The 13,768-nt window shown below is 41.3% G+C and carries 12 protein-coding genes and 10 tRNA genes; 1 reads left to right on the forward strand and 21 read right to left on the reverse strand.

Annotated features, from left to right (window positions below):
• Positions 1-44: 44 nt before the first annotated feature.
• The 6 genes from yecR to miaB all read right to left on the reverse strand — a co-directional run bounded on the left by yecR (position 45) and on the right by miaB (position 6,068).
• Entirely contained in the window at positions 45-344 is a 300-nt protein-coding gene (gene yecR / locus AAEZ22_RS06315) for a YecR family lipoprotein (protein ID WP_352296615.1), read from the reverse strand.
• Positions 345-603: 259 nt separating this feature from the next.
• A complete protein-coding gene (gene lnt, locus AAEZ22_RS06320; protein WP_352296618.1) occupies positions 604-2,160 on the reverse strand; it encodes an apolipoprotein N-acyltransferase in 1,557 nt (518 codons plus the stop codon).
• Positions 2,141-3,025, reverse strand: coding sequence for a CNNM family magnesium/cobalt transport protein CorC (gene corC / locus AAEZ22_RS06325; RefSeq protein ID WP_011327732.1), 885 nt, complete (start codon positions 3,023-3,025; stop codon positions 2,141-2,143). Before corC ends, lnt begins: the two co-directional genes overlap by 20 nt.
• A 22-nt stretch (positions 3,026-3,047) precedes the next feature.
• Entirely contained in the window at positions 3,048-3,506 is a 459-nt protein-coding gene (ybeY, locus tag AAEZ22_RS06330) for an rRNA maturation RNase YbeY (RefSeq protein WP_011327733.1), read from the reverse strand.
• 4 nt (positions 3,507-3,510) lie between these two features.
• Positions 3,511-4,569 carry a PhoH family protein gene (locus AAEZ22_RS06335; protein ID WP_182676832.1) on the reverse strand — a complete coding sequence of 353 codons (1,059 nt, stop codon included), beginning with the start codon at positions 4,567-4,569 and terminating at the stop codon, positions 3,511-3,513.
• 50 nt (positions 4,570-4,619) lie between these two features.
• A complete protein-coding gene (gene miaB, locus AAEZ22_RS06340; protein ID WP_086994706.1) occupies positions 4,620-6,068 on the reverse strand; it encodes a tRNA (N6-isopentenyl adenosine(37)-C2)-methylthiotransferase MiaB in 1,449 nt (482 codons plus the stop codon).
• Between the two features lie 264 nt (positions 6,069-6,332).
• Here miaB and AAEZ22_RS06345 point away from each other — a divergent pair, with 264 nt between their 5' ends.
• Entirely contained in the window at positions 6,333-7,502 is a 1,170-nt protein-coding gene (locus AAEZ22_RS06345; protein ID WP_208834949.1) for an FAD-dependent monooxygenase, read from the forward strand.
• A gap of 264 nt (positions 7,503-7,766) precedes the next feature.
• Here the strand turns inward: AAEZ22_RS06345 and AAEZ22_RS06350 are convergent.
• The 15 genes from AAEZ22_RS06350 to ispE form a co-directional block, all read right to left on the reverse strand.
• A tRNA-Gln gene (locus AAEZ22_RS06350) sits at positions 7,767-7,841 on the reverse strand.
• Positions 7,842-7,880: 39 nt separating this feature from the next.
• Positions 7,881-7,965: transfer RNA gene (locus AAEZ22_RS06355), tRNA-Leu, on the reverse strand.
• Positions 7,966-8,035: 70 nt separating this feature from the next.
• Positions 8,036-8,110, reverse strand: a tRNA-Gln gene (locus AAEZ22_RS06360).
• Positions 8,111-8,148: 38 nt separating this feature from the next.
• A tRNA-Leu gene (locus AAEZ22_RS06365) sits at positions 8,149-8,233 on the reverse strand.
• Between the two features lie 84 nt (positions 8,234-8,317).
• Positions 8,318-8,392: transfer RNA gene (locus AAEZ22_RS06370), tRNA-Gln, on the reverse strand.
• Between the two features lie 38 nt (positions 8,393-8,430).
• Positions 8,431-8,515 (reverse strand) — tRNA-Leu (locus AAEZ22_RS06375).
• A 92-nt stretch (positions 8,516-8,607) separates the two neighbouring features.
• Positions 8,608-8,684, reverse strand: a tRNA-Met gene (locus AAEZ22_RS06380).
• Between the two features lie 5 nt (positions 8,685-8,689).
• Positions 8,690-8,764 (reverse strand) — tRNA-Gln (locus AAEZ22_RS06385).
• Between the two features lie 36 nt (positions 8,765-8,800).
• A tRNA-Leu gene (locus AAEZ22_RS06390) sits at positions 8,801-8,885 on the reverse strand.
• Positions 8,886-8,950: 65 nt separating this feature from the next.
• Positions 8,951-9,027, reverse strand: a tRNA-Met gene (locus tag AAEZ22_RS06395).
• Positions 9,028-9,346: 319 nt separating this feature from the next.
• A complete protein-coding gene (ychF, locus tag AAEZ22_RS06400; RefSeq protein ID WP_011327737.1) occupies positions 9,347-10,438 on the reverse strand; it encodes a redox-regulated ATPase YchF in 1,092 nt (363 codons plus the stop codon).
• A gap of 52 nt (positions 10,439-10,490) precedes the next feature.
• On the reverse strand, positions 10,491-11,075 hold the full coding sequence (pth, locus tag AAEZ22_RS06405; protein WP_011327738.1) for an aminoacyl-tRNA hydrolase: 585 nt from the start codon (positions 11,073-11,075) through the stop codon (positions 10,491-10,493).
• 18 nt (positions 11,076-11,093) lie between these two features.
• The gene (locus tag AAEZ22_RS06410) at positions 11,094-11,708 is read right to left on the reverse strand and encodes a 50S ribosomal protein L25/general stress protein Ctc (RefSeq protein WP_182676834.1); all 615 of its coding nucleotides are present in this window, start codon (positions 11,706-11,708) and stop codon (positions 11,094-11,096) included.
• Between the two features lie 170 nt (positions 11,709-11,878).
• Positions 11,879-12,826, reverse strand: coding sequence for a ribose-phosphate pyrophosphokinase (locus AAEZ22_RS06415; RefSeq protein ID WP_011327740.1), 948 nt, complete (start codon positions 12,824-12,826; stop codon positions 11,879-11,881).
• Between the two features lie 87 nt (positions 12,827-12,913).
• On the reverse strand, positions 12,914-13,768 hold the full coding sequence (ispE, locus tag AAEZ22_RS06420) for a 4-(cytidine 5'-diphospho)-2-C-methyl-D-erythritol kinase (RefSeq protein ID WP_011327741.1): 855 nt from the start codon (positions 13,766-13,768) through the stop codon (positions 12,914-12,916).

Genomic DNA, 13,768 nt, shown 5'->3' on the forward strand with positions numbered 1-13,768 from the left:
CAAGAATGGGGAGTAATTAATACACCCCATTAAATAATTAGTATCTACTCACACTGGTATTCTTGTTGAACCATATTTACTGAACACCCAGATGATGTCATTTGTTGACAACTTGTATTAATAAATTCAAATGGTATAGCCGCAGTATATCCCCAAGATTGACAACGCTTTGTTGCTATTTGAAGTGCTTGTGCGCTATCTACTTCTGGACGTTCAAACATACCATATGTATACGCAAGTTTAACCGTACCATCCGCTTTACTTCCTCCAGCTGCTCCCCAATTCTTCTGTGCAGCACAGCCAGATAAAGCTATAGCAAGCGATAATAGTAATAATTTATTCATATCTATCTTCCTTTATTCCATGATATTCACACCAATGCCTTCAAAATTGACGACATTGGTGTGAAAGTAACATATAGCATTTCTAAAAAAAAGAAATTTATGCCTCATTCAGCTCTTGTAAAGGTTTATGCTGAAGCCGGTTTGTAGGGGGGGAAGCTAGTTATTTATAATAAACTCTATTTTATGCGCAAAAATTAAATACTATCAGAGATAATAGAAGGCTAGTATGCAGAGGCGTTTAGCCTCTTGCTTAAACTGACTATTTATTTTTATGAAACCTAACCCCAAACCCAACAACTCCCATCAACAACACAAACCCCCATACAAACATATTGCCGTATTGGCTGTACACGCTGTCGCCTTGTGTTAACTTAACGTCGGCTTTCATGGTGGTGGCTTCAAACTGTGGCATGCTTTGTTGCGTGTGGCTTATTGGGTCGTATACGCCGCTTACGCCGTTGTTAGTAACACGTATTAGTGGCCGCTGTAGCTCTAGAGCGCGCATGCGGGCTATTTGCATATGCTGGTGAGGGCCAATTGAGTCGCCAAACCAGGCATCGTTACTTACGGTAAAGAGTAAATCTGAGCTGTGCTGATAATTACCACGCACTAGGTCGGCAAATACTATTTCGTAGCATATCGCGGGCAGTATATTAAAGCCGTTAGCACGTAGGTTATTTTGTACTTTGTCGCCACGAGTGAACGACGACATAGGTAAATCAAATAACGGTGCGATAGGGCGCAGTAAATCTTCAAATGGTACAAATTCGCCAATAGGGAGTAATTGGTGTTTTTGATAGCGGTTTTTATCTAGGTAGCGGTAGTGGCCGTGTTCATCTTCTTTATTTTTATTACCTACTACTATGAGGGTATTAAAAATAGTTTTAGTATCGAGTTGGTAGTCAACAACACCGGTAATTAGCGCGGTTTTATTAAATGAAGCGGCACTGTCTAAGCCTGCTAGATATGAGTCAGCAAGCGCTTCTATTTCGGGTACTGCGGCTTCGGGCCATACTATTAAGTCGGCGTCCCAATGCGTGCGGGTTAGGTCTTGGTATTTACTCATGGTGGTCCAGAACTGGCTGGGATCAAAGCGCAGACTTTGTTTTATATTACCTTGTACAAGTAATGTCGACATGCTTTTGCCTGAGTACTGTGCTGTGCCTGTGGTGTATGCACCGGCAAAAAGTAGTGCTAAAGCACTGCTGGTTATGGCCAATGTTTTAAAATCTTTTTGGCTTAGGCGATATAATGCAAAACCAATGGCAATACATACTAAGGTTAAACCAAATTCGCCAATATAAGGGGCAAGCAGTCTAAGTGGGCTGTCGGTTTGCGTATAACCAAAACTTAACCACGGAAAGCCTGTTAGTAAGTGTGCGCGTAAGTATTCGCTTATGGCAAAACTGACAATTAATAATGCGCCATAACTTTTAGGGCCGCTGGCAAAGCGAGTTGTTGCCCAAAAGGCAAGTGCAGGAAATAACGCTAAGTATGAACACAATAAGGCCATAAGCGCTAAAGAAGCGATTAATGGCATGCCGCCAAAAGTGGCTATAGATACATGTACCCAGCTAATACCAGCACCAAACCAACCTAAACCAAATATAAAGCCATATTTAGCGGCTGTTTTTGCGTGTTTTTTACCGGTGTTTTTTGGATTAATACAAAAAATGATGGCAGCAAGGCTAAAAAACGCAATGGGCCAAATTTCAAAGGGGGCATAGGCAAAAGTTAAAACAAGGCCCGCAATTAATGCGAGCCATGCTTTTTTATCTTTTGCTAATAAGGTGAACTTAGTTAGCAGAATCTTCACTGTAGTTATCATCAACCTTAGGAACGGTGACTTGCAGTTGCAAGATGCGACGATTGTCAGAGTTGGTTACTTTAAATTGGTAACCTTCTATATCAATGGTTTCGCCACGGCTTGGCATGTGGCCAAAGGCATGTAATACAGTGCCACCAATAGTATCGGCGTCATCTGTGCTGTAACCTGTTTTAAAATGCTCGTTAAAGTCATCAACAGGGGTTAGCGCTTGTACTACGTAAACATGCTTAGCAAGTTGGCGTATATCTTGTTGCTCTTCTTCTTCGTCGTGTTCGTCTTCTATTTCGCCCACGATTATTTCAAGAATATCTTCAATAGTGACTAAGCCCGACACACCGCCGTATTCATCAATAACAATAGCCATATGGTAGCGTTGCTGACGAAATTCGTTAAGCAGGGTATCGACACGTTTACTTTCGGGTACTACCATTGCTGGGCGTAAATAATCGCGCAGTGAGGGCAGTAAGTCGTCCTTGTTTAAGATTAGGGGTAATAAATCTTTAGCGAGTAAAATCCCTTCTACATGGTCTTTATCTTCACACACCACCGGAAAGCGTGAGTGCGTAGAGTGAACCATCATAGGTATGAGCTCTTCAAGCGGGCTGTCGATCTCAAGGGTGATCATTTGTGAGCGCGGCACCATAATGTCTCGCACTTTAAGCTTAGACACGCCAAGCACACCTTCAATCATCTCTTTGGTTTCTGGATCGATTACATCCCGCTCTTGCGCATCGGCAATTACTTCAACCAGCTCTTCTCTGTTCTGGGGTTCCCCTTGAAACTTTTGGGCTATTCGGCCCAGCCAGCTTTTTCCAGAAGAACCCTGGCTAGAATGCGAGTTACCGTCGCTCATTATATCTAATTACTCCGTTTATTTAAATTTCGTCCCGATATGGGTCTGCTATGTTTAGCTCAGCAAGTAATTGCTTTTCTATACTTTCCATCTCAAAAGCATCTTCACTCTTTATATGGTCAAATCCAAGCAAATGCAAGCATCCATGAATAACCATATGAGCAAAGTGGTCATGAAATGACTTTTCTTGCTCAATTGCTTCAGCCAATACAATTGCTGGGCAAATAACTAAATCACCTACTAAAGGAATATCTATTCCCGGTGGTGCTTCAAACTCAAACGACAGTACATTGGTAGGCTTGTTTTTACCACGGTAGTCGTTGTTAAGTTGTTGCGACTGCGCTTCGTCACTAATTACAATAGTGAGTTCAGATTCGTCGCGGTATTGGCTAAGGGCTTTGTCGGCCCAAAGCGCAAATTGTGCCTCGCTTGGTAAGTTGTCAAACTCACAGGCTATTTGTAAATCAAGTTCAGTGTTCACGGTATTACTCTTTAGTAGCAGGCGGTTGTTGAGCGGCAAGTTGCTCTCGGGCTTTTTGCTTTTCTAGGCGCATAAGTCGCTCGCTTTCATCGTTGCGCTCGTAGGCTTCAACAATACGCGCAACCACTGGGTGGCGAACTATGTCTTGGGCTTTAAAGTGGTTAAAGCTTATTTCGTCTACGCCATCGAGTACTTCCATTGCATGGCGTAAGCCTGAGCGCACACCACGTGGTAAATCTACTTGTGTTATGTCGCCAGTAATAACCGCTTTTGAGTTAAACCCAATACGGGTTAAAAACATTTTCATTTGCTCTGCGGTGGTATTTTGGCTTTCATCTAAAATAATAAAGGCATCATTAAGCGTACGCCCACGCATATAAGCAAGTGGGGCAATTTCAATAACGTTTTTTTCGATTAGTTTTTCTACTTTTTCAAAGCCAAGCATTTCAAATAGCGCATCGTAAAGCGGGCGCAAGTATGGGTCGACCTTTTGGCTTAAATCGCCAGGTAAAAAACCGAGCTTTTCACCGGCTTCTACCGCTGGGCGGGTAAGCAATATACGGCGAATTTCTTGGCGCTCTAGGGCATCAACTGCAGTTGCCACTGCTAAGTACGTTTTGCCTGTACCAGCAGGGCCAATGCCAAAGGTAATATCGTGATGCAAAATATTAGAAACGTATATACCTTGGTTTTCGTTACGCGGCTTTATAACACCACGGCGCGTTTTAATCACCATTTCTTTGGTGTAAGTGCTGGTTGTGGTGTCTTGTTCAAGGGCGTTTGATTCGGTAATGGCTAAGTGCACGTTGTCGGGTTCTATTTCGCCAATTTCGCCGCGCACAGGTTGAGTATCAATATAAAGGTTTTTTAAAATTTCTACAGCGCTGGCGCTACTGTAAGTTTTGCCTGTGACTTTAAAAAAGTTATCGCGGTGGATAATTTCAACACCGAGTCGGCGTTCAATTTGTTTGATGTTTTCGTCAAACGGGCCACATAAAGAAGAAAGGCGTTTGTTATCGGCAGGTTCTAAATAAATCTCTAATGTTTTTAACTGATTACTCAAAATTACTTCCTATAGCATGGCGCCAGTGTTAACTGGCGCTAAAATTTCCACTAAGGGACGAAAGTAGCAACGCCAATTTCGTTTATAGTGTCAGGTTTAGGCTCAAGGCTTGCAGCTTTGGTTAAAATAGCTGAAGGAGCGATTTCACGGCGTAAGTTCATTTCTGATTCTGTACGAATTAAGTCACCACGTAAAGAATTAGGTAGTGCTTCGGTAATACGTACGTCAACAAACTGACCGATCACTGTGTGTGGGCCAACAAAGTTAACTACACGGTTGTTTTCGGTACGGCCACGTAATTCCATTGGGTTCTTTTTAGAAGGACCTTCAACGAGTATACGCTGCTCTGTATCGAACATTTGACGGCTAATTTGTTGCGCCATTTGTGTAATACGATTTTGCAGTAAGTATAAACGCTCTTTTTTCTCTTGCTCAGTTACATCATCTGGCAAGTCGGCCGCTGGTGTACCTGGGCGAGCACTGTAAATAAAGCTAAAACTCATATCAAAACCAACGTCGCTAATTAGCTTCATGGTTGCTTCAAAGTCATCTTGGGTTTCACCAGGAAAACCAATAATAAAATCTGACGACATGCTTAAGTTAGGACGAATTTTGCGTAACTTACGAATTGTCGACTTATATTCAATTGCTGTATGGCCGCGTTTCATTAGGTTTAAAATACGGTCTGAACCACTTTGTACTGGTAGATGTAAATGATCTACAAGCTCTGGTACATCGGCGTATACGTCAACTATATCTTGGGTAAACTCTACTGGGTGCGATGTGGTGTAACGAATACGGTCAATACCATCAATGGCGGCAATAAGACGAATTAAATCCGAAAAATAACAAATTTCGCCATCGTGTGTGTCGCCGCGGTACGCGTTTACGTTTTGGCCAAGTAGGTTTACTTCACGTACGTTTTGCTCAGCAAGCTGGGCAATTTCTAATAGTACGTCATCTACTGGGCGGCTAACTTCTTCGCCGCGAGTGTAAGGTACAACACAAAAAGTACAGTACTTAGAGCAGCCTTCCATAATAGATACAAACGCAGATGGGCCATCGGCTTTTGGCTCTGGTAAACGGTCAAATTTTTCAATCTCTGGGAATGAAATATCAACAACCGATGAGCCTTTATCGCCTTGCACTTGTTTAATCATTTCTGGTAAACGGTGCAGCGTTTGCGGGCCAAAAATAACGTCTACAAATGGCGCACGCTGGCGAATAGAGTCACCTTCTTGTGAGGCAACACAACCACCTACGCCAATAATTAAGTCTGGCTTGTCGTCTTTTAACAACTTCCAACGACCTAACTGGTGGAACACTTTTTCTTGTGCTTTTTCACGAATTGAACAGGTGTTAAGTAAAATTACGTCGGCATCTGTTGCATCATCAGTTAGCTGGTAGCCATTGGTGGCATCTAAAAGTTCAGCCATTTTCTGAGAGTCGTATTCGTTCATCTGACAACCCCAGGTTTTAATATGCAGCTTTTTGCTCATTGAAATATTGCCTCGTGTTCAATTCGATAGTGGCACAAAAATGTGCTAGAAACAGGATTAAGTGAAATGCATTACTGCGCTATACCCACTTAAAGGACGCGTATTTTAGCTGGATACACACGTAAATCCAAGTATAGTTTTCATGTTTGTGATTTCAAATCAATGCAGCTTTAGTTTTATCCACAGTTGAGCGTATCCTTTGGCACATAACAAGCTAATTACGATACAATTAAAATAGTTTTAAGAAATTAAAAAGATGAGAACATGACAAAAAATAAAGTAATTGTTGTGGGTGCTGGCATGGTGGGTGCTGCTATGGCAATTAAACTTGCTCAGCAAGGTAAAGCAGTGCGCATAATAGAAAAAAAACTAATAAATCCACAGCAAGTTTTAAGCAGTGATCAGGTTGATATTCGCGTATCGGCAATAAATCGTTTTTCAGAAAAGCTGCTAGACGAATTGGGCGCAATGCCACTTTTAAAACAAAGCAGGTTAGCACCGTATCAACAATTAGAAGCATTTGAGCGCGGTGGCGATAATTTATTATTTGATTGCGCCGATATAAACACCACGCATTTAGGCCACTTAATTGAAAATAACCTAATTCAAGCCAGTTTATGGCAGCAATTTGAGCAATACAACATTGAAGTTATTGAGCAAGCAGCGCCTATTACGAGTATTGAGCAAACCTCAGATGCAATTACGCTAGTGTATGGTGAGCAAACGTATACCGCTGATTTAGTTATTGCAGCCGACGGCGGGCAATCGCAATTACGCGCTAAAGCCAACATAGGTATAACCGGTTGGCAGTATCAGCAGCACTGCATGGGCGTACTTATAAAACTTGATGCGCCGCAACAAGTAAAAACGTGGCAGCAATTTACTCCCACCGGCCCTTTGGCCTTTTTACCTATGCAGGCTCCTTACGCTAATTTAATTTGGTATGACGATGCCAATACACTGCAAAGCTTTAAAGGTTTAAACCCGCTGCAACTTAAAACACATATTGTTAAAAAGTTTCCTGAGCTTGTCGGTGATTTTACCGTGTTAAAGCACGCGGTGTTTCCACTGGCTCGCCAGCACGCAAACAAATATTCGCAAGGGCGACTAGTGCTTGTAGGTGACGCTGCACATACTATTAACCCATTAGCCGGGCAGGGCGTAAATTTAGGCTTTCAAGACGTTGTAGCGCTTGCACAGGTGCTATTAAGTGCTGATGACATAGGTTGCCCATTAAAATTAAATGAGTATGAAAAATCGCGCCGCAAAGCAAACTTATTAATGATGAGTATGATGGATGCCTGCTACTTTGGGTTTTCTAATCAAATTGCGCCATTAAAATGGGCGCGTAGCCAATTTTTAAAAATAGCTAACAATACCGGACCGGTAAAAAACTGGGTTTTAAAATACGCTATTAGCGGCGAGTTAAATTAAGACTAATTGCTATAACATTTGCGAACTATTGAAAAGGCTCATTTATGGGTCTTTTTTTTATGCTTATTTATTGATTAAAAGTGCGGTAGCAGAGGGGCTGCTAATAAAATATAGCCACTAAAATACGGCTGTTTAAATACAGTTATTAAAATAAGATTTTATAGATAGATTAAAAATATAGAAGTTTAAAATAAATAGATTTAAAATGAGTAGTTATGAGTAATACAAAAGGAAAAGTAATTTAAGTAGGAAGTATAAACAAATTGGCTGGGATACCAGGATTTGAACCTGGGAATGCCAGGATCAAAACCTGGTGCCTTACCGCTTGGCGATATCCCAACTATAAATTTGTACAAGTTTTCGTTCTAGTTAAGAACATGGTGCGGAAGGAGAGACTTGAACTCTCACATCCTAAGATACTGGAACCTAAATCCAGCGCGTCTACCAATTCCGCCACTCCCGCATCACTAATTTGCTAATTTAAACTCTAAGCTAGAGCTATTCTTTAAACAACTTTCCTTGGTAGAAGAAGTTGGCTGGGATACCAGGATTTGAACCTGGGAATGCCAGGATCAAAACCTGGTGCCTTACCGCTTGGCGATATCCCAACAAAGAATAATTGATAATTTTATTTCTTATCAAGAAATGGTGCGGAAAGAGAGACTTGAACTCTCACAACCGAAGTTACTGGAACCTAAATCCAGCGCGTCTACCAATTCCGCCACTCCCGCATCGTTTGTGTAATAAAACACAGTTTGCAATTTTAAGCTCTTAGCTGAGCTATTCTTTAAACAACTTTCCTTGGTAGAAGAAGTTGGCTGGGATACCAGGATTTGAACCTGGGAATGCCAGGATCAAAACCTGGTGCCTTACCGCTTGGCGATATCCCAACAAAGAATAATTGATAGTTTTATTTCTTATCAAGAAATGGTGCGGAAAGAGAGACTTGAACTCTCACAACCGAAGTTACTGGAACCTAAATCCAGCGCGTCTACCAATTCCGCCACTCCCGCATTACTTTGTGTAATAAAACACTAGGTAGTTATTTTAAACTCTTCATTGAGCTGCAATTTAACTCTTGCAGAGCCATTTCTAAAAGAAGAAATGGTGGCTAAGACGGGATTTGAACCTGTGACCCCATCATTATGAGTGATGTGCTCTAACCAGCTGAGCTACTTAGCCATTGTTGGCTGGGATACCAGGATTTGAACCTGGGAATGCCAGGATCAAAACCTGGTGCCTTACCGCTTGGCGATATCCCAACAAAAACAATTGATAGTTTTAATTCTTATCAAGAATGGTGCGGAAGGAGAGACTTGAACTCTCACATCCTAAGATACTGGAACCTAAATCCAGCGCGTCTACCAATTCCGCCACTCCCGCATTACTTTGTGTAATTAAACACTAGGTAGTTATTTTAAACTCTTCATTGAGTAACAAAAAAATAATGGTGGCTAAGACGGGATTTGAACCTGTGACCCCATCATTATGAGTGATGTGCTCTAACCAGCTGAGCTACTTAGCCATATTTTTTCGTTAGCACTTCATCGCTGAGTGCGGGGCGTATTATGCTGATATGGCCCAAATTCGTCAACACCTTTTTTGCAAAAAAACACTTAACTTGGTTTGTTTGCAGGAAAAGTAAGCTAAGCGGCTAAAATTTAGCATAAATGCTGTTTTTTTAGCTGCATTAAAAACAATAAACTTAAACTTATTCGCAGTTCTTCAATTTTGCTAAACAAATACAGACGTTAAAAAACCGCAGCAGGTATTAAAGAAATAAAAAAGGCTCGTAAAAACGAGCCTTTAAAATCATCACCACACTAAATTTGGGTAATGTATATTTATACGTTGAACAAGAAGTTCATTACATCGCCGTCTTTTACAATGTACTCTTTACCTTCTTGGCGCATTTTACCTGCTTCTTTTGCGCCGCTCTCACCCTTAAAGGCAATAAAGTCGTCAAAAGCAATCGTTTGTGCGCGAATAAAGCCACGCTCAAAGTCGGTATGAATTTTACCTGCTGCTTGTGGCGCAGTTGCACCTACAGGAATAGTCCATGCGCGTACTTCTTTTACGCCTGCTGTAAAGTAGGTTTGTAATTGCAGTAATTCATAGCCACCACGAATAACAAGGTTAAGGCCTGGCTCTTCTAAACCAAGATCAGCCATAAACTCAAGCTTGTCTTCTTCATCTAGCTCAGAAAGCTCAGATTCAATAGCAGCACATACAGGAACAACAATCGCATCTTCTGCTGCGGCAATAGCGCGTACAACATCAAGGTATGGGTTGTTTTCAAAACCATCTTCAGCAACGTTAGCAATATACATTGTTGGTTTGATAGTTAAAAAGTTAATAGAGCTGATAGCTGCTTTTTCTTCTTTAGTTAACTCTAAAGAACGTAATGTTAAGCCTTCATCAAGGTGTACTTTTACTTTTTCAAGTACTGCATTTTGCTCTTTTGCGTCTTTATCGCCACCTTTAGCTTTTTTAGCATTACGGAACGATGCTTTTTCAGCGCTGTCCATATCGGCAAGCACTAATTCAGTGTTTATAACGTCAATATCATCAGCAGGGTCAATAGTGCCAGCTACGTGAATAATATTATCATCATTAAAACAGCGAACTACGTGGCCAATGGCGTCAGTTTCACGAATATTAGCTAAAAACTGGTTACCAAGACCTTCACCTTTAGATGCGCCTTTTACTAAACCGGCAATATCTACAAACTCCATACTTGTTGTAAGAATGCGCTGTGGGTTTACAATTTTAGCAAGTGCGTCTAGGCGAGGATCAGGCACTGGTACCACACCTGTATTAGGCTCAATGGTACAAAAAGGAAAGTTAGCGGCTTCAATACCCGCTTTTGTTAATGCATTAAAAAGTGTCGATTTACCCACATTAGGCAAGCCAACAATGCCACATTTAAAACCCATAGTAAGATACCTTGTTTAGATTCGTTTAAACGGCGAACTTGTACCCAAGTTACTAGGGTTTAAACGAATGTAGTCTGTTTTGTGCTTTTAACACACCATCTTTTGCAAGTATTTCCATGCAGCGTACCGCTTCATCAATGGCAGCATCCATTTTTTCTTGGTCTGCTTTGGCCGCTTTTCCTAGCACCCAACCAGTTACCATTTCACGATGCCCCGGATGACCTACACCAATGCGCAAGCGCATAAAGTCTTTTTGATTTGCCATTTTTGCAATAATGTCTTTTAAGCCATTATGACCGCCGTGTCCGCCGCCTTTCTTTAATTTGGCAACGCCAGGTTCTAAGTCTAATTCATCGTGGGCAACTAAAATGCTTTCCACAGGAATTTTGAAAAAATTAGCTAAACTACCGACCGCTTTACCACTTAAGTTCATATAAGTAGTGGGGATCAATAATTTGAATTCTTGATCTTGAATAATCACTTTACCTGTAAGGCCGTGATATTTAGGATCGTGTTTTAGAGTGCAGTTATAGCGTGCAGCGAGTTGCTCAATGAACCAAGCACCTGCATTGTGGCGTGTGTTTGCGTATTCGGGGCCTGGATTAGCCAGGCCCACAAGCATTTGAATAGAATTCAAGGTGTTAAGCCTTAAATATTATTCTGCAGCGTCTTCAGCTTCATCTTCAGTTGGAGCTGATTTGTTAGCTTTAACAATTAGGATAGACTGATCGTGACCAGGACCTTTTGCTAAATCTATTGATGAAACGCCAGCTGGTAATGCAACATCAGAAATATGTAGAGAATCGCCTGCAACTAATTTTGAAACATCTACTGTTACGAAATCAGGGATTGCTTTAGGGAAACAAGAAATTTCGATTTCAGTTAACTGACGAACAACAGTTGTACCAAGTTTTTCTACAACGTCTTCACCAACAAAGTGGATTGGAACAATAGTATGTAGCTTTTGGTTTGCATCGATACGTTGGAAATCAAGGTGTGTAACTTTAGGCTTGAAAGGGTGACGTTGAATATCTTTTAGGATAGTTTCAACAGACTCGCCGCCAATGTTAAGTGTAAGAATTTGCGTGTAAAAACCTTCGCTTTCTTGAGCTTTAATCACATCTTTATGTTCTAAAGTGATTGAAGTAGCTTCTTTGTTTGCGCCGTAAACGATAGCAGGCACTTTGTCTTCGCGACGTAGGCGGCGGCTCGCACCAGTACCAGTTTGCTCGCGAAGTTCTGCGTTATATACATAAGTTTTGTTTGACATAATAGTTTCCAATAATTAAAAGTATAGGGCCTTTGCGACCAAGGTCCCTAGCCAAAAGGCGCGCTATCATAACATCGCCCCCCAGCAAAATATATAACAGTTACGAAAAAAGCGCCAAAAGGCGCTTTTTAAAATTAAAGTTACTTAGCTTCGCTAAAGTAGATCTTTAATTAATGCTCAAACATTGCTGAGATAGACTCTTCGTTACTAATACGACGAATAGTTTCTGCAAGCATGTCGGCAAGTGTAAGTACTTTAACAATATTAAGTGCTTTAAGCTCTGCAGACAGTGGAATAGAGTCAGTTACAATAACTTCGTCAATCACTGAATTGCGCAAGTTTTCAGCCGCTTTTCCCGAAAGAATAGGGTGAGTAGCATATGCAAATACGCGCTTAGCACCGTGTTCTTTAAGTGCTTCAGCTGCTTTACATAATGTACCGCCGGTATCAATCATATCATCAACGATAATACAATCACGACCTTCAACATCACCAATAATATGCATCACTTGAGAAACGTTTGCCTGTGGGCGACGTTTATCAATAATAGCTAAATCGGTATCGTTTAGTAGTTTTGCAATAGCACGCGCACGTACAACGCCACCAATATCTGGAGATACAACAACAACGTCGTCAAAATGACGTGCTTTCATATCTTCAAGTAAAACAGGGCTACCAAATACGTTATCTACAGGTACATCAAAGAAGCCTTGGATTTGCTCAGCGTGTAAATCAACCGTAAGAACGCGGTCAACACCTACACTAGATAAGAAATCGGCAACGACTTTAGCGGTAATGGGTACACGGGCAGAACGTACACGACGATCTTGACGAGCATAACCAAAATAAGGAATAACGGCAGTAATACGACCGGCAGATGCACGACGTAGAGCATCAACCATAACGATAAGTTCCATAAGGTTATCGTTTGTAGGGGCACAGGTTGATTGTAAGATGAAAACATCCGATCCACGAACATTCTCATTAATTTGAACACTGATCTCACCGTCGCTAAAACGGCCAACAACAGCATCGCCTAATTCAATATATAAACGTTTTGCAACTTTTTGAGCTAACTCAGGTGTTGCGTTACCAGCGAAGAGCTTCATGTCAGGCACGGTAGGGTTCCTCAGGCACTGAATTTTTGGACTAACAGGCAATAATTAAACCACTGCGTGTTAACTTATGACTACTTGTACGTTACTTCAATCAAATATGGCGGCTAACTCCGTATGAGCGGGAGAAGTATTAACGCTTGATGCGATAAACCCCTGCCAAGTATGGGGGAGATTAGCAAGTACATCTTGTGCTTGAACTTGCGTAGCAAATTCTACAAAACAACATGAACCTGTTCCGGTCATCTTTGATGGAGCGTATTTTAGCAACCACTGCAGGGTTTTTTCAACCTCGGGACACAGCTTTTTCACTAAAGATTCGCAATCGTTAGTTAAAATATGCTGTTGCCAGTCTCCTGAAATTTTTGGCGTGTCGCGTTTTAGTTCAGGATGAGTAAATATTTTAGCAGTACTTACATGTTGATTAGGGAAGACCACACAATACCACTTTTGCTCAAGCATTACTTGTTCTAATTGCTCACCAATCCCATGCGCTATGGCGCTTTTACCATGTATGAATACGGGTACATCGGCACCTAGTTGTAAGCCTAAATGAGCTAATTCATCTAAACTGAGGGCTGTTTTCCACAACTTATTTAAGGCTAATAATGTGCTGGCAGCGTCTGATGATCCACCGCCAACACCGCCGCCCATTGGCAAACGTTTAATTAAATTTATTTTCACGCCTTGCTTTATTTTGCACTGTGTTTGCAATAATAAAGCCGCTTTATAGATAAGGTTGTCGGTTGTGGCTATGCCATTTGTGTCGCCGGTAACAATAATTGCAGGTAAATCGCTTAACTCAAAACTAAGTTCGTCGCCATAGTTTAAAAACGTAAACAGGGTTTCTAGTTCATGGTAACCGTCATCTCGGCGGCCATTAATATGTAAAAAAAGATTGAGCTTTGCCGGCGCAATAAGTGAAAATGAAGTGATATTATTCAT

Origin of the sequence: Pseudoalteromonas sp. 20-MNA-CIBAN-0454 (assembly GCF_040308685.1) — a bacterium.
Classification (GTDB): domain Bacteria; phylum Pseudomonadota; class Gammaproteobacteria; order Enterobacterales; family Alteromonadaceae; genus Pseudoalteromonas; species Pseudoalteromonas nigrifaciens.